Annotated in this window: 16 protein-coding genes and 1 pseudogene; 5 read left to right on the top strand and 12 right to left on the bottom strand. The window is 31.8% G+C overall.

Features of this window, described 5'->3' with window-relative positions:
- Positions 1-22: 22 nt before the first annotated feature.
- The 6 genes and pseudogenes from FF125_RS08230 to FF125_RS08205 all read right to left on the bottom strand — a co-directional run bounded on the left by FF125_RS08230 (position 23) and on the right by FF125_RS08205 (position 4,422).
- Entirely contained in the window at positions 23-547 is a 525-nt protein-coding gene (locus tag FF125_RS08230; protein WP_138949310.1) for a hypothetical protein, read from the bottom strand.
- Between the two features lie 169 nt (positions 548-716).
- On the bottom strand, positions 717-1,064 hold the full coding sequence (locus tag FF125_RS08225) for a hypothetical protein (RefSeq protein ID WP_175418889.1): 348 nt from the start codon (positions 1,062-1,064) through the stop codon (positions 717-719).
- A gap of 306 nt (positions 1,065-1,370) precedes the next feature.
- A complete protein-coding gene (locus tag FF125_RS08220; protein WP_138949308.1) occupies positions 1,371-2,087 on the bottom strand; it encodes a DUF6090 family protein in 717 nt (238 codons plus the stop codon).
- A 195-nt stretch (positions 2,088-2,282) separates the two neighbouring features.
- Positions 2,283-3,014, bottom strand: a complete 732-nt coding sequence (locus FF125_RS21875) for a DUF6090 family protein (protein ID WP_175418888.1) — start codon at positions 3,012-3,014, stop codon at positions 2,283-2,285.
- Between the two features lie 259 nt (positions 3,015-3,273).
- Positions 3,274-3,438 (bottom strand): annotated as a pseudogene (locus FF125_RS22100) (proline dehydrogenase family protein); the annotation flags it as partial.
- 81 nt (positions 3,439-3,519) lie between these two features.
- Positions 3,520-4,422: a LysR family transcriptional regulator gene (locus FF125_RS08205; RefSeq protein ID WP_138949307.1), complete on the bottom strand. Its 903-nt coding sequence runs from the start codon at positions 4,420-4,422 to the stop codon at positions 3,520-3,522.
- Positions 4,423-4,515: 93 nt separating this feature from the next.
- Between FF125_RS08205 and FF125_RS08200 the strand changes: the two genes are divergently transcribed.
- Entirely contained in the window at positions 4,516-5,112 is a 597-nt protein-coding gene (locus FF125_RS08200) for an NAD(P)H-dependent oxidoreductase (protein ID WP_138949306.1), read from the top strand.
- A gap of 140 nt (positions 5,113-5,252) precedes the next feature.
- Here FF125_RS08200 and FF125_RS08195 read toward each other — a convergent pair whose 3' ends face one another.
- On the bottom strand, positions 5,253-5,813 hold the full coding sequence (locus tag FF125_RS08195; RefSeq protein ID WP_138949305.1) for a GNAT family N-acetyltransferase: 561 nt from the start codon (positions 5,811-5,813) through the stop codon (positions 5,253-5,255).
- A 63-nt stretch (positions 5,814-5,876) separates the two neighbouring features.
- Positions 5,877-6,497 (bottom strand): dihydrofolate reductase family protein, encoded by a 621-nt coding sequence (locus FF125_RS08190; protein ID WP_138949304.1) that lies wholly within the window; start codon positions 6,495-6,497, stop codon positions 5,877-5,879.
- Positions 6,498-6,814: 317 nt separating this feature from the next.
- On the opposite strand from FF125_RS08190, the gene FF125_RS08185 reads away from it, so the two are divergent.
- Both FF125_RS08185 and FF125_RS08180 read left to right on the top strand, forming a co-directional pair.
- Positions 6,815-7,807, top strand: coding sequence for an IS110 family RNA-guided transposase (locus tag FF125_RS08185; RefSeq protein WP_138948262.1), 993 nt, complete (start codon positions 6,815-6,817; stop codon positions 7,805-7,807).
- A gap of 210 nt (positions 7,808-8,017) precedes the next feature.
- Positions 8,018-9,073 carry an IS110 family RNA-guided transposase gene (locus FF125_RS08180; protein WP_138949303.1) on the top strand — a complete coding sequence of 352 codons (1,056 nt, stop codon included), beginning with the start codon at positions 8,018-8,020 and terminating at the stop codon, positions 9,071-9,073.
- 960 nt (positions 9,074-10,033) lie between these two features.
- Here FF125_RS08180 and FF125_RS08175 read toward each other — a convergent pair.
- Together FF125_RS08175 and FF125_RS08170 are read right to left on the bottom strand one after the other, a co-directional pair.
- Complete coding sequence (locus FF125_RS08175; RefSeq protein ID WP_138949302.1) at positions 10,034-10,717, bottom strand: hypothetical protein; 684 nt, start codon at positions 10,715-10,717, stop codon at positions 10,034-10,036.
- Positions 10,718-10,958: 241 nt separating this feature from the next.
- The gene (locus tag FF125_RS08170) at positions 10,959-12,134 is read right to left on the bottom strand and encodes a proline dehydrogenase family protein (protein ID WP_138949301.1); all 1,176 of its coding nucleotides are present in this window, start codon (positions 12,132-12,134) and stop codon (positions 10,959-10,961) included.
- Positions 12,135-12,379: 245 nt separating this feature from the next.
- On the opposite strand from FF125_RS08170, the gene aroB reads away from it, so the two are divergent.
- Together aroB and FF125_RS08160 are read left to right on the top strand one after the other, a co-directional pair.
- Positions 12,380-13,447 (top strand): 3-dehydroquinate synthase, encoded by a 1,068-nt coding sequence (aroB, locus tag FF125_RS08165; protein ID WP_138949300.1) that lies wholly within the window; start codon positions 12,380-12,382, stop codon positions 13,445-13,447.
- A 194-nt stretch (positions 13,448-13,641) separates the two neighbouring features.
- The gene (locus FF125_RS08160; RefSeq protein ID WP_138949299.1) at positions 13,642-14,022 is read left to right on the top strand and encodes a RidA family protein; all 381 of its coding nucleotides are present in this window, start codon (positions 13,642-13,644) and stop codon (positions 14,020-14,022) included.
- Here the strand turns inward: FF125_RS08160 and FF125_RS08155 are convergent.
- Together FF125_RS08155 and FF125_RS08150 are read right to left on the bottom strand one after the other, a co-directional pair.
- Entirely contained in the window at positions 14,015-14,377 is a 363-nt protein-coding gene (locus tag FF125_RS08155) for a methylglyoxal synthase (protein ID WP_138952470.1), read from the bottom strand. The genes FF125_RS08160 and FF125_RS08155 overlap by 8 nt on opposite strands.
- A gap of 87 nt (positions 14,378-14,464) precedes the next feature.
- The gene (locus tag FF125_RS08150) at positions 14,465-15,325 is read right to left on the bottom strand and encodes an N-acetylglucosamine kinase (RefSeq protein WP_138949298.1); all 861 of its coding nucleotides are present in this window, start codon (positions 15,323-15,325) and stop codon (positions 14,465-14,467) included.
- Positions 15,326-15,372: the final 47 nt, after the last annotated feature.

Below are 15,372 nucleotides of genomic sequence, written 5' to 3'. Positions count from 1 at the left end.
CGTTTAATTAAACTTTTCTTATTTACCAGCGTTTGGAAACAGATATTGAAAAGTCTCCACCTTTATATTCAGGATGCTTGATAAAAGTGATTTCATAATTTGGGTTTTCAACTAGTTGATAAACCCAATCTTTAAACTTGCTACTTCCCTCTTTATTTGGCATTCTTACATATTTTTTAGATGAAGAAACTGTTTGGTATAAATCATTAAAGTGTTGTTCATCATCTGTATAAATTATAGACATAAACTTTAGCTGGAAAACTAAAAAATAAATTGAATTTATTTTAGCAGTTTTATCTGTACTTTTTGGTCCGTAATGCTTCTTTCTAGCCCCAATCTTACTGCCTGTATAACCTTCATCTCCTTTATCATAATCCAGTCTGGTATATTTATGTTCTTTAACAATTTTCACGAAACAACTACTTGTATCATAAACTTCATCACTCTTACAAGATACAATTTCAAAAAGTTGATCCATTGTTATTTCTTGTGCAGAAATAGATAAATGAATTAAGAAACATGTTATAAATAAGTAAATTACTTTCATTGTATATATAGTTTAAAATTAAATAATATAATCAAAAGGTATAAAATATTTTTCATCGTTTATTTAGACTCTATAAAGCAATTTAGAAATAAAACGTCATAATCCCAAAAAATGTTCGTTTTATAAATATGTTGAAAATATTAATTTTGGAGTACTTGATTAGTGCTTTTCATAGGTCATGGTGTCTACATAGTGTTTTATTTTTTATCAGATTCAATGCCAGAAAAGGTGTTGCAATTCCAATTCCAATTAACATGGTTGAATAAAAGTCAAATGGTTCAATCAGCAAATATTCTGGAAACAATGGATTTGGACTTCTTCCAATATAAATAAGAAAATAAAGTCCAATTCCGAATATTATTAGTACGCAAAAAAGAACAGTTAGTAAATCCAATAATAATTCCGACTTTTTAAATTCCGCTCTTGTTGAGTTATATAACATTCCAAAAACAGGAATTGAAGCAAAGGTCAGATAATCTAAAGTATTTGTTGATATGCCAAAATGATATCCCGTCATTTTTTGAATCAAATTGATTGAGTCAACTATTAAATTAATTCCGAACATAGAGTTAAGAGAAAAAAATATAAAAGTTGAAATTCCAATTATGGTGTATTTAATATTTTTCGGTATTTTTTTCAATTTGAATTTCGTTTTTCAACATTATGCACAACGTTGTTGTGAATTAGTTGCGTGTTTTAAGCACTAAAGTAAATAAATAAACACAGATAGAATTCCGAAGTCTCTGAACGCGAGTCCCGCCACTTTAAGATTCGTAAGTTGGCAGTGAATTAGGCATGAATTATACACGGTGCTTTGCTTTCGTTATTTTTTCAATGTTTTCTCCAAAATCTTTTCTAGTTTATCAATACTATTGATTGCTGAAATCACTTGGTTTAAACCTCCTCTATAATTGTCTTTATTCAATGTCAAAATATTTCTGGCAGTTGATGGTTGATTAAAAATATTTGGGTCAGATACAATTATATAATCTTGAAATTTGAAGTCAACTATAATTTCTTTCATAACAGGTATCCAATCGTTATTGAAAGAATACTCAACATCTCCAACTGATTTTATGACGTGATTAATTTCATCATCATAATAAGCTCCTAATAACATTCGTAGTTCTTTATTCGAAACTTTATCAAGTCCTTTCGATTTTAATGTTTCATACGAATTAGTAATTGGTTGGAATCTCTCAAATTGAATAATATCAGCAAGCCAATATTTTAAACTATCTATATTTTCTTCCGTCTTTTTAAGTTCCAATATTTTATTGGAAGAAGAAATTGCATTATTAAAAATGATTTTTATTTTCTTTAATGTTTTCTTGTCGTTTGCTAAATTTTCTTGAATTTGTGCGAGCATTTCATTCTCGAAATCTTTATCTTTTTTTTCTTCATTCCAATTGTTAATGCTCAACGCAATTAAAATTCCGATTACTACTAGTATAATTTCTCCGAATGCATAGGTTAGGTATTTTCCGAACTTATTTTCAGACAGAGTTTTCTGTCTAATTTTTCTAAAGAATTTTATCATTGGTTAGTGGTTTCTCCCGAGTACTCGGCATGAAGTACAATGGTTTAAAATATGTTTTACAGCGATTTTAAGCACCTAATTTAGCAAATAAATCACAGACAGAATTCCGAAGTCTCGGAACGCTAGTCCCGCCGCTTTAAGATTCGTAAGTTGGCAGTGAACTAGCCATGAATTTTATACGTTATTATGTTTTCGTTATTTTTCTAATTCATTATCGATTATATTTTCGATTTCTTGACATTTCTTGATTAGTCCTTCCAATATTCCATTAATGGCAAAACTGTTTACTCTAATTACTTTAACTGTATTAATAAACTCGATACTAGATGAAAGGGAATTGTAGTCAGCAGGCTTCATAACAGGATCTTCATAATTCTCTATTGTGAATTGGGTTCTGGCAATTGGTCTTCCATAATCATGAATATTAATACGATAATTTTCATATTCATAATCCAACTTTGGATATTCTATGTTGTATAAGTCTAAAACTTGTTTTTTTAGTTTATCACTTGATATTAAGTCGATTCCTTTCGACTCAAGAACTTTATATATGGAAATTTGTGGCGAAAACATTTTTTCTATTCCTGCCATTGAAATAATAACGAATTGCTTATTAAGCGAATCATTATAAGGTAATTTTTGCTCTACATGATTTAGTAACGAAGTCGCATAATGAATATCCCTTTTGCCCCATTCCAACCTTAAATTTAATTGCTTAATGTCTGTTGATATTGAGTTTTTGAGTTCTTGAAGTATCTTTGTTTCTTCTATGGCGTTCTTTCTGTTTTCATTCCAATTATTTATTGATAGAGCAATCAAAATTCCAATCACTACGAGCACAATTTCGCCGATTGCATATTTTAAATACTTTCCAGTTTTATTTTCCTTAAGTAAGTTTTGGCGAATACGTCTAAAAAATTTTATCATTGGTTAGTGGTTGGTTATATTGAGCATAACAATGGAATATATGTAATAGCTACACCATCTTTTAATTCCATAAATGTAATTATTTTTTTTTGCATAATGCTACACCCTTTATTATTATGGGATTTCTGACATTGTTTACATAGTTTTAGCCGTTTTTAATAGTTAAGCAACGGCTAAATTTTTAGTAAAATAAAAACCCAAATAAAGCCAAGCTTTATCTAGGTTCTAAAATTGTAACTTTTTATAGCATAATTGTCACTTACAAACGCCCTTGTTTTTTACGACGGGTACGTTCTTTTTTTAGCAAGCTTAATTCTCTGCTGGTTTGTCCGGCTTCGGAAGTATTTTCTTCGGCTCTACGTATCAAACAAGGCATGTATTTAGAAACATTACACCCTTCTTTTGCCCAATTATACGTAATATATGATCATTCTTATAAAAGTACTTTAGTGGAAAAGTAAAGAGCTTTTATTGGTTTTTTAACTCAGTTTTTGTTGTACTGCGTTTATTTCATTTTTGATATAAATATATTCTTAATTGTATTTAATTCTTTTTTGTATTTCAAATCTGTTCTTGATGCAAAATATAAGGTGTTTTCCGTTTTTACTTTACCTTCCCAAACTAAATTTATTTCGTTTCTTAAAATTTGTTCTTGGCATAAAAAATCTGGAACTAATGCAAGTCCGTTGCCATTGTTTAAACATCTTATAATAGAAGTAATATTTGGTAAAATATAGTTGGGTTTGAAAGCTGGTTTCTTATTAAAATTCTCAAACCAAAAACGTCTAAAATGTTCCATTTCATTTGATGAGCTATACCAAACATTTTGAAGTAGTTCTTCTTCTAACTTGTTTAAGTTGTTTGATTTAATGTGTTTTTGTATGTTAGTAACATTCGTTTTATTTCCTGCTATTAAAACGATTCTTTCTTTTGAAAACGGAATATACTCAACTAATGATTTTTTTTCATTCTGTTTTTTAGGTGTTATTACTAAATCTAAAATACCATTATTTAGGTCTTTTATTAAATCTGTATGTGCTCCAAATCTAGCTACTAGGTCAAAGTCTAGTTTGGGAATTTCGGGTTCAATAATAAGTTGAAACATTTCAGAACACATTCCAATGTTTATTGATGGATTTTTTTCTTGAGTTGTTTTTTTAAAATGCTGTTCTGCTATTTCAAGTTTTTTTAAAGATTCAATAATATATTCATATAAAAATTTCCCGTCTTCTGTTGGAATCATTTTTCTAGAAGTACGTTCAAATAGTTTTTTGCCAACATAAGCTTCTAAAGCATTCAAGTGTACACTAACTCCGGGTTGGGAAGCATATAAAGCAATAGAAGCTTTAGTTAAAGTTCCGTTTTCATATATTTCTTTAAATGTTCTGTACCATTCTAAATTTACCATAACTATTAAAATATTTATACAAAGGTATGATTTGTATTATTTTTACAATAATAAATATTGCTATAATTTTGCCTCAAATAAAAAAAGAGACAAATGAAAAATATATTTATAATTAATGGAAGTCATCCATTTGCACATTCTGGTGGAAGATTTAATGAAACACTTTTCACTAATACTATTTCATATTTTGATACGCATGAAGAATTTGAAGTAAAATTTACTCAAGTAGGTGAAAATTATAACGTAAAAGAAGAAGTTGAAAAATTTAAGTGGGCAGATATAGTGATTTATCATACTCCAATTTGGTGGTTTCAAATACCTTTTGGATTTAAAAAATATATAGATGAAGTTTTTACGGAAGGTCATCAAAATGGAATTTATGCAAATGATGGAAGAAGTAGAAAAAATCCAAACATCAATTACGGGACTGGTGGTTTAATGCACGGAAAAAAATATATACTTACTACAAGTTGGAATGCACCTAAAACCGCATTTACTTTAGAAAATGAATTTTTTAATCAAAAAAGTGTAGATGAAGGTGCTATGTTTGGGTTTCACAGAATGAATGCTTTTACAGGAATGGAATTATTAGCAACACATCATTTTCACGATATGGAAAAAAATGCAGATGTTCCTCTTGAGTTGAATAATTACAGCACTTTTTTAAATGAATTAATGATTAATTTGTAATTGTCTGGTTTCATTTCGAAAATAGAGTACAACGTGTTTGAATATGATTAGTGGCGTGTTTAAGCACCTAATTTAGCAAATAAAAACTGAATAGAAAATCTGCGAGTCCCGACACTTCGGGATTCGTAAGCAAGCTAAAACTAGCCATTAATTATATACGGCTTAAGTTTACTTTTTATTAAATTAGATGTTAATTTAAATGTCAGTAGGTTATTGCCGTCAACATTATGTATTTTAAAATTAAATTTCTCCAAAAGTTTAGTTGAACTTTGGTTTTCAGAATGCGTATATGCTTCTATTGAATTTAGTCCTAAAAGTTGAATTCCAAAGTCAATTACTTTTGAAGTTGCTTCCTGCATTATTCCTTTTCCCTGAAAGTCGGGTAATAACTCATAACCAATTTCTGCCTTTAAATTGTCATCTGAAAAGTCAAATAAACAAATTGTTCCAATTAGGTTGTCAGTATCGCTAAATGTAATTGCCCAATAAATTGAATTGTTCTTTTGGATGTTTTCATTAATTGTCTGAATGAAAACCTTTGCATCATCAATTGATTGACTTGGTTTTCTGCCTAGATATTTATTAACGTTGATGTCTGAACGTAGAGCGAATATTTTATTATCATCACTACTAACAAGCTGTCTCAATGTTAGCCGTTCGGTTTTTAAAACTGGAAACGGTGTAAAATTTCTATCTCCCATTTATAATGATTAAAAGTGTTATTAAGCTCGGTTGGAATAGCCGTTGATAGCGGTTCGTTGTTTCTATTTATTTGTCAATTTATATCTCAAATGAGTTGTCAAGTCAGATGGTATTACTTCTTCAATTTGTATGTCATATTTGTCTTTGTCAATGCCGTCAAAGAGTCGGATACCACTTCCTAAAAAAACAGGGGCAATGTGAATGAAAAACTCGTCCACAAGTCCGGCATTCAAAAACTGTTGGATAGTGTTTGCACCACCTTGTATTCTTATGTCCTTTCCTTTTGCCGATTGTCTTGCCTTGTCCAAAGCACTTTCTATTCCATCGTTTATAAAGTAAAAAGTTGTCGTGCCTTCTTGAACCCAAGGCTCTCGTATTTCGTGTGTTAAAACATATACGTCTGCTTTGTATAGGTTATTTGGCCAACTGGCTTCGCCTTCTTCAAACATTCGTTTACCCATAATGAATGCACCCGTTCTTGCAATTGTTTCTCTAATGTATTTTCCGTCAGCACTGTCTTCTGTTCCTCCTTCAAACCCAAGGTATTCCCAAAAAGCTTTTTGATTAAACATCCACGAATGGATTTGTCCTGAAACTCCACCCATAGGATTCTTAGGACTTCTGTTGTCTCCTGCGAAAAAACCGTCAAGCGATATTCCGCTGTCAAAGATTATTTTGCTCATACTTTTTACTTCTTTATTTTTAGATTATGTTAATTTTTGTCTGTCTGTTCAATTGTTAGTACTGTCGCTCTACAATGACCGCTAACGGTCTTCTTTACTTTACCGTGCTATTAAATAGTTAATTAACTTTACTAAGAAACAAGAGGAGAACTATAACGGTCTTTGGAATAGCAGTTCCTATATACGTATGAGTCCTCTTGTCTCTCTTAGGTTGCTTAGGACCATTTGGAATACCAGGAATTTTTTCCTAATAAAGGTGATAGTCATTGCAACATTTATTAATCATTTCTTTTTAAAAGGAAATAATATTTAAAAATATGAAAAATTATGTAGATGTTATAGGAATTGATGTATCTAAATTAACAATCGATGCACATATCCATAACAGAGCAGTACATCGAGTGTTTTCTAACACTACTAAGGGTTACAAAGCACTATTGTCATGGACGGAAACGTATTTAAAAGAGCAAGTCTATTTTTTCTGTTTTGAGAATACAGGACATTACTCTACAAAACTGAGTGTTTACCTATCAGAAAACAATATAGATTATATTGAACAAAGTCCCTTAGCAATCAAACGATCTGTAGGTATTGTTAGAGGTAAAACAGATAAACTTGATGCGGGTATGATAGCTAGGTATGCTTGGTTACATAAAGAAGAACTACTTCTTAGTACACCAAAAGAAAATCACGTTCAAGAGTTGGGCAGATTATTATCGATTAGAGAACAGCTAGTAAGAGATCGAACAGGCAAGATGAGTAGCCTTAAAGAAATGCAATCTTTACTTAGTAGTCCTTCAACCGACAACTGTTGTAGAATTATCAAAAAGACCATTCATTATCTCACAAAACAAATTGAAGCTCTAGAACTTTGTATTAAAAAATTAATGAAAAGTGATAAATCACTCGATAAGAATTTTAAGCTTCTAAATACCTTAAAAGGAGTCGGATTAATACTTTCTTGTCAGATTATATATCACACGAGCAACTTTAAACGATTCAATAGTTGGCGACAATTTTCTAGCTATTGTGGTGTTGCACCTTTTGAACACAGTTCTGGAACCAGTATTAGAAGAAGGAATAGAATACACCATATAGGAGATAGAAAAATGAAAACACTTTTAACACTTGCCAGCGTGAGTGCTATACAGTGCGATAAAGAACTAAAACAATATTACAAGAAGAAACTCGAAGAAGGTAAACCAAAAATGGTTGCTTTAAATAATGTTAGAAATAAGATTTTATCAAGAGCATTTGCAGTAGTGAAAAGAGGAACGCCTTATGTAGAAATCCAAAAATATGCAGCTTAAAAATAAGTTATAAATTATTAGGATTTGACCTTGGAATACGTATAAGAATAGTGCGGTTTTGTGTGCGAGGATTTTCCGAAGGAAAAATAGATGCTAGCAAACAAAGCACCTCACATTGGTTAAGCTAAAAATAGCAATTTTTTATAGCAACCATGTAAAAGCAGTATCCAAAGTTTAGTTAATAACTTTAAGGTTCAAAAACTTATTATTATGAAAACAAAGGATACTACTAGATCAAAGTTATTTATTGGAATTGACGTACACAAGCGAAGTTGGAAAATTCGTACTGCAACGGATCTTTTTGATGGATCATCGTTAACTATTCCACCAGATGCATTTAGTTTAAAAAAGTATGTGGATAGGCATTTTAAGGGATATACTGTTTATTGCTGTTATGAATCGGGTTGTTGTGGCTTTAGTCATTATCGACATTTTATTTCATTTGGATGGCATGCAAAGGTTGTTAACCCTGCAGATGTTCATCGTCCAGCCAAGGCCCAGTTTCAAAAGACCGACAAGATCGATGCACGTATGTTATGTAAAGAATTAAAGGATGGCCGACTCAAAGGAATTCATGTTCCTTCAATAGAACGAGAGCAGTTAAGATGTTTGTTTCGTCGAAGAAATGAGCTGGTTAAAGAACATCGAAAAATAAAGACTCAAATAAAGATGCAATTGTTGTATTTGGGGATTGAAATTCCAAAGCCATTTGACAATAGTCATTGGTCTCATAATTTTAGAGATTGGTTAAGAAATTTGACTTTTGAATATCCTACAATGGATTATTGTTTTGAGACACGTCTTATTACCTATGAATATATAGATAAGCAAAAGCGAGATGTGAGTACAAAATTACTTGCCTATTGTCGTAAGCATTATAAGAAAGATTATTATTTATTACGATCAGTTCCGGGAGTAGGAGGCATAGTAGCTTGTGGATTATTATGTGAATTGGGTGATTTAAGGCGTTTTAAAAATTTCAAACAATTAGCCAGTTATGTAGGATTGGTTCCCTGGGTACACCAAAGTGGAGATAATCTCAAAACTTCAGGGTTAACCCCAAGAGCAAATCGGCTAATGCGTAGTTATTTGGTAGAAGCTACTTGGCAAGCGTTGCGTTTTGATCCAGTTATGCAGGCCTATTATCGGTCACATTCAGGTAAAGATGTCAAACGCATATTGGTAAAAGTAGCGAGGAAACTCTTGAGTCGAATTCATGCAGTAATTAGAACTGAAATTCCTTATGAAGTAGGTGTAGTTAGTTAAATAAAAACATAAAACAAGCTTAAAACTCATTATAAAATTGGCACAAAAGATAGGACAACAAAACACCGTAGGTGAAACTCTAATACAGTTATCACATATTTATAGCAAGTTGCCTTGTTTGCCAAAATCATCATAGAGATGCTGGTGGATTCGCTAAAGACGGATACCACATATAGGATGCGGAGTTTTATAAAGCTAGCATTGAATTATTGATAACGCAAAAAGCGTAATCAACAGTTCAACACTAAAAATAATATCATGAATTAAAAAAAAGAAAAATATTGTATATTTAACCTAAGACTCGGGAAAGTGCTTTACATAGGATACGGTGTTGCCATTAGTTTTTTATTTTAGAGTACAGATAAATAGATTATTGTTCCAATTAGAATTATCCAAAATAATAACCCCGAGATATAATAAATCAGTGTTTGTTTTTTTTGAGTTGCATTTCCAGGTAAATTGTAAAAAACTCTTGTTCCAGTTATAATCACAATTATAAATCCGAAAAAAAACATTTTTAATTTTTCCGATTTGCTTAAACCTTTTTCCTGCTGATTGTCAGTTTTTTTAATTTGCGAGAATTGTGTAGTGTTTCTTTTCATCAAATTAATGGCAACTATTGTATAAACGCAATAAGTTTATCCCCGTTATAATTATTATCGTATTTTCTTGAATTTACATAGCTAAGGTATACTGCACTTCAATTGGGTTGGAGTAGGGTTTTATTTAGCGACAGCCTTTCAAATGTAGCCATAAAATGGCAATAAAGCAAATCAAAAATCTGGGCAGTAAATGTACTCAAAGTACTCTGTGAAAATTCAGCGTTAATAGCAGTATGTAATAAGTTGTTAAAACGGGCTTTTGCTAAATCAGGGGTAATATATTATGGAAATTATAAAAGTACTTTAGTGGAAAATTAGTGTCTTTTTATTTGTGTTGCACCACAATACTTAGTTGTGGTTAGTTTTTTATTTCCACTTTCAAATATTTAATTTCCTTTTCACAACCTGTTTGAAATTCAGATTCAAGTTTTAAATAGTAACTATTTTTTGAAACTTTAGATTCTATTGTTCTCCAACCTTCAATTCCAATAACGTACTGTTCTTTAGTTTTTAAATCCGTTAATGCGATTTCCTCTTCTCCATAATAGTTTGAGTGTGAAATAGCCGTTTCTCCATTTGAAGTCAAAGGTTTTCCCATTGTGCGACAAGTCAGTCCGTTTTTTAAGTCAACTGATAAAAATCCCCAACCTTCAAATTCAGTAATTTCAATTAATGCATTTCCGCAATAAGTTCCTTTAAATTCGTAATTGGAATATCCTTTTTCTTTTAATAAATATTTACACGCTTTTAATTCAGGTGTTTTTATTCCAATTCCGATATTTGGGTTTGCTAAAAATGTGTAACAAGAATCTTTAAGTTTGAAAATTTCAGGATACTTTTTGGTCAGTTCAATTTCAGATCTTGGCTTAAAGTCAATAAATTCTTCTGAAATTCTAACAGCTTTATCATATTCCGCTTTATCAATAAGTTCAGATTCCCCATTTAGATTATTCGACAAATTTCGTCTTTCAAAATCACAATCTTGAGCCCAAGAAAGTTGGACAATTGTAAGTAGAAATATTAAAATCAGTTTTCTGTTCATAGGTTTGGGCAAATTAACCACAACAATTGTATAACCGTATTGTGGTTATACCCTTTATCAATGCAAGTTAATGAAATTCAATGAAATTGTATACTGAATAGGGTGTAATGTAACTTGTCAATTTACAATAGCCGTTTTTAACGGTTAAGCAACCGCTAAATGTTAGTAACATAAAAACCCAGATAAAGCATGGCTTTATCTAGGTTTTAAAAATTGTGAATCTTTATAGTATAATTGTCACTTACAAACGTCCTTGCTTTTTACGACGGGTACGTTCTTTTTTTAGTAAGCTCAACTCTCTACTGGTTTGTCCGGCTACGGAAGTATTTTCTTCGGCTCTACGTATTAAATAAGGCATTACATCTCTAACCGCTCCATAAGGCATATATTTAGAAACATTATAGCCTTCTTTTGCTAAATTGTAGGTAATATGGTCGCTCATACCATACAACTGGCCAAACCATATGGTTTTATTATCTTTTGCTAATCCTTTTTTTGATGCCAGTTCCATCACCTTCATCGTACTTAATTCGTTATGTGTACCCGCATATAAAGACAAGCCTAAACCAGTTAACATATAATCGATACCGGCATCATAATTTTGGTCGGTGGCTTGTTTATCATCACAAATAGGAGACGGATACCCTTTTTCTTTGGCTCGTTCTCGCTCTTTCTCCATATAGGCTCCTCGCACCAATTTCATCCCTATCTTATAACCTTTGGCTTCTGCCCTTTGATGTAAGTTCTTTAAATACTCTAATCGATCCCATCTATACATTTGAAGGGTGCCAAAAATAATGGCTTTCTCAATATTGTATTTCTCCATCATGCTCTCAATTAAATCGTCAGCGGCATCTTGCATCCAACTTTCTTCAGCATCTATCAATAAGGGTACATCTTTTTCGTAGGCAGCCTTACACACCTTATCAAAGCGTGCTACTACCCTACTCCAATCTTTTTGTTCCGCATCTGTTAAGGCAGTACCGGCAGTAATCTTTTCATACAATTTAAACCTGCCAAAACCAGTAGGTTTAAATACCGCAAACGGAATACTAGGCTTCTCTTTTGCAAAACCTATATTTTTGAGGGTCTTTTCTAAAGCCAATTCAAAATGATCTTCGTCTTCTTTACCTTCTACAGAGTAATCTAACACCGAATGTACATGGTGTTCGTACATTTTTTCTATGGTATCTAAACAATCCTTCTCATCTACACCACCACAAAAATGATCAAAAACTGAAGCTCTAATCAATTGTTCTACCGGTAAATGGGCTTTTAATGCGAAATTGGTTATGGCAGTACCAATTCTTACCAACGGTTCACTTTTTATCATCTTAAATAAAAAGTAAGCTCGTTCTAACTCGGCATCTGTTTTTAAGGTGAATGCCGTTTTTGTATCTTCAAATAATGTACTCATTCGGTTGATTTGTTTAAACAAATATAATAAGAAGATTGTTCTACTGATTCAATAAAATCAATTTATTTTTATGGTAAAACAAACTCTTTTTTAGGCTCTTTTTGGCATTTTTATTCCCATATTCGCAACAATCCATTTCAAAAAAGTAGCATTTGACCAGAATTATGACTTATTTTCGCTTTAATACCAAAAGTTGAAACCAGTTCGTATTATTTTCAATAAATTCGCAAATATTTTTATTACTTATGACACCAATTACATCTGCCAGTTATTCTATTTATTTTAATGACGATGCTTATCAAAATCTCAATGCTTATATTGCTAAAAATGAGATTGAAACCATTTTTATTTTAGCTGATAAAAATACGCAACAGCATTGTCTGCCTAAATTTAAAACGAAAATTTCAAACACTGTAGCCTTACAAACCATTACCATTAACGATGGTGAAATCAATAAGAATATTAACACCTGTGTAGAAGTTTGGAAAGCATTAACGGAACTAGAAGCCGATCGTAAAAGTTTAATTATAAACATTGGTGGCGGTATGGTAACAGATCTTGGCGGATTTGTTGCGTCTACCTTTAAACGCGGTATTAAATTTATAAATATACCTACCACCCTACTCAGTATGGTTGACGCTTCTGTGGGAAGCAAAACGGGCGTAGATTTAGACAATTTAAAAAATTTAGTGGGGCTGTTTTCTAATCCCGAAATGGTATTAATTGACAGTACCTTTTTAGAGACTTTACCTGAACGGGAATTAAAGTCTGGCGTGGCTGAAGTGATCAAATATGGTTTAACTTTTGACGCCGACTTATTAGAGACGATAAAACAAGATAAATGGAAAGAGGTTGCCGCTCTAAACAACATTATCTATCAATCTATAGAAATAAAAAACAAGGTAGTTTTAGAAGATTTTAAAGAAACAGGATTGCGAAAAGTGCTTAACTTCGGACATACCGTAGGCCATGCAATTGAATCTTATTATTTAGATCATAAAGACTTAGACCGCTTATTACATGGTGAAGCTATTGCCATAGGGATGGTGGTTGAAGCTTATATTTCTAAAGAAATCCATGGTTTTCCTGAAGAAGAGCTCGCTTCTCTTAAACAATATGTTTTAAAAACCTATGGAAAAACAAGCATTGCAAAAAAACATGTTCCTGCAATTTTAGAATTGATGAAACATGATAAAAAGAATATAAAAGGAACGGTTCGCTATATTTTATTGAAAAATATTGGTGAGTTTGTTATTGATGCAGAAGCGACCAATGCCATGGTTATTGAAGGCTTAGACTATTACGAGCAATAGTGGAGAATTTTAAATAAAGCCTAATACAACTATCAAATAAAAAGTATAAATGACACATTAAATACCCTAATTGAGATTGCCGCAGGTATTTTAAGAAGTTATTTAATAATGGACTTTATCGAATGGCTTCGCAATGACAATTACACTAATGACTTCAATACATAACTATTGATAAAAATTTAAAAAACACAACGATGAAAACAATAATTACAACTTCAAAAGCACCAGCACCAATAGGTCCGTACAACCAAGCTGTTTTAGTCAATGGTATGCTTTTTACGTCTGGGCAAATTGCTTTTGACCCAGCAACAGGCGAATTGATTTTAGAAGATATTCAATCGGAAACCAAACAGGTAATGGAGAATTTAAAAGCAGTATTGGCTGAAGCCGAGTTGACTTTTGAAAATGTAGTAAAAACATCTATTTTTATAGCAGACATGAACGATTTTGCTAAAATAAATGAAATTTATGGTGCCTATTTTAATGACGAAACAGCCCCAGCAAGAGAAACGGTTCAAGTAGCTTGCTTACCGAAAAATGTAAATGTAGAAATATCTATGATTGCCGTTAAATAGCACCAATCAATAAATCTGCCGTTGCAGGATTGGTGGCCAATGGTACATCATGTACATCACACAAACGCATGAGCATTAATACATCGGGTTCATGCGGGTGTTTTTCTAAGGGATCTCTAAAAAAGAGTACCATATTACATTTCCCTTCTGCTACTCTAGCTGCTATCTGAGCATCGCCTCCTAGTGGCCCTGAAAGTAACTTTTGAACTTTAAATCCCGCTTTCTCCACTTTCTCTCCCGTAGTTCCGGTAGATACAAAAGTGATGTTTTTATCTAATAAGATATCTCTGTGCTCATTTAAAAACTGAACCATCTCAGCCTTTTTTCCATCATGTGCTATTAAAGCGATTTCCATATGTTCTTTTCTATTTGTTTTTACGCTGGCAAAATTAGGCATTACATAAAAATAAGACGCACTCTTAGCGTTAAGATACTATTAATTTTAATGGATGTTTTTAGCATGATAATTAACCAATCCTTCAATAGGTCTTCTCACAAAATTACCAACTTTGAAGCCCATTTCAGCACCCACTTCTTTTATTTCGTCTTGTGCATAATAAGCAATAGAGCCTGCAAAATGTACAGGTACTGTTTTAATCTCTTCTTTATATTGCATTATCATACTTTTTGTAAATACTCTAATGCCACTTTTAATTAAATCTGTGCTATATGTTAAATCTTTATTTAAAAATAAAAATTCTGCGAAATCTGCTAAATACGCATTTGGGTTGGGTTGTTTATATAGATTATATTTAATAAAATCTTCATCCATATTATAACGCTCTGCCATACCTACTCGCAAACTCTCAGGCATTACCTTAAAAAAGTAATCTCTTATCATCTGCTTTCCGTAATAATTACCACTGGCATCATCCATTAACATATACCCCAATGATTTTACGCGTTGCTCAATACCTTCACCATTATAGTAGGAACAATTAGAACCAGTACCTAATATACAAACCACAGCAGGCTCATTATTGTCAATCGTAGAATATATGGCTGCCAATGTATCTTCAGCAACTACAACTTCTGCATTAGGAAATAATTTTTCTAGTACTTCTGTTAAGGCTTTATTGGGTCCGTCTGTACCACAACCTGCTCCATAAAAATAAATATGTTCTACATCATTTTTGTGAAGTTTTAGTCTATCACTTTCTTGAATTCTCCCCATTAACTCACCTGGAGTTAAAATAGCTGGGTTTAATCCTTTTGTTCTCACCTTTTCAAACAATTGGATGCCATTGTCATCAATTGCTATCCAGTCACATTTTGTAGATCCTCCGTCTGTAATTATTGTCATAACCTAATATTTTTTTAAAAAATTGAACTGACTCAAACCCTCTATGT

Origin of the sequence: Aureibaculum algae (assembly GCF_006065315.1) — a bacterium.
Classification (GTDB): domain Bacteria; phylum Bacteroidota; class Bacteroidia; order Flavobacteriales; family Flavobacteriaceae; genus Aureibaculum; species Aureibaculum algae.
This window is presented reverse-complemented; position numbering and strand designations above follow the sequence as displayed.

Excerpts from the sequence above, each read along its gene's own strand:
- FF125_RS08230 (WP_138949310.1), bottom strand. The coding sequence starts at position 547 with ATGAAAGTAATTTACTTATTTATAACATGTTTCTTAATTCATTTATCT.
- FF125_RS08225 (WP_175418889.1), bottom strand. The coding sequence starts at position 1,064 with ATGACGGGATATCATTTTGGCATATCAACAAATACTTTAGATTATCTG.
- FF125_RS08220 (WP_138949308.1), bottom strand. The coding sequence starts at position 2,087 with ATGATAAAATTCTTTAGAAAAATTAGACAGAAAACTCTGTCTGAAAAT.
- FF125_RS21875 (WP_175418888.1), bottom strand. The coding sequence starts at position 3,014 with ATGATAAAATTTTTTAGACGTATTCGCCAAAACTTACTTAAGGAAAAT.
- FF125_RS08205 (WP_138949307.1), bottom strand. The coding sequence starts at position 4,422 with ATGGTAAATTTAGAATGGTACAGAACATTTAAAGAAATATATGAAAAC.
- FF125_RS08200 (WP_138949306.1), top strand. The coding sequence starts at position 4,516 with ATGAAAAATATATTTATAATTAATGGAAGTCATCCATTTGCACATTCT.
- FF125_RS08195 (WP_138949305.1), bottom strand. The coding sequence starts at position 5,813 with ATGGGAGATAGAAATTTTACACCGTTTCCAGTTTTAAAAACCGAACGG.
- FF125_RS08190 (WP_138949304.1), bottom strand. The coding sequence starts at position 6,497 with ATGAGCAAAATAATCTTTGACAGCGGAATATCGCTTGACGGTTTTTTC.
- FF125_RS08185 (WP_138948262.1), top strand. The coding sequence starts at position 6,815 with ATGAAAAATTATGTAGATGTTATAGGAATTGATGTATCTAAATTAACA.
- FF125_RS08180 (WP_138949303.1), top strand. The coding sequence starts at position 8,018 with ATGAAAACAAAGGATACTACTAGATCAAAGTTATTTATTGGAATTGAC.
- FF125_RS08175 (WP_138949302.1), bottom strand. The coding sequence starts at position 10,717 with ATGAACAGAAAACTGATTTTAATATTTCTACTTACAATTGTCCAACTT.
- FF125_RS08170 (WP_138949301.1), bottom strand. The coding sequence starts at position 12,134 with ATGAGTACATTATTTGAAGATACAAAAACGGCATTCACCTTAAAAACA.
- aroB (WP_138949300.1), top strand. The coding sequence starts at position 12,380 with ATGACACCAATTACATCTGCCAGTTATTCTATTTATTTTAATGACGAT.
- FF125_RS08160 (WP_138949299.1), top strand. The coding sequence starts at position 13,642 with ATGAAAACAATAATTACAACTTCAAAAGCACCAGCACCAATAGGTCCG.
- FF125_RS08155 (WP_138952470.1), bottom strand. The coding sequence starts at position 14,377 with ATGGAAATCGCTTTAATAGCACATGATGGAAAAAAGGCTGAGATGGTT.
- FF125_RS08150 (WP_138949298.1), bottom strand. The coding sequence starts at position 15,325 with ATGACAATAATTACAGACGGAGGATCTACAAAATGTGACTGGATAGCA.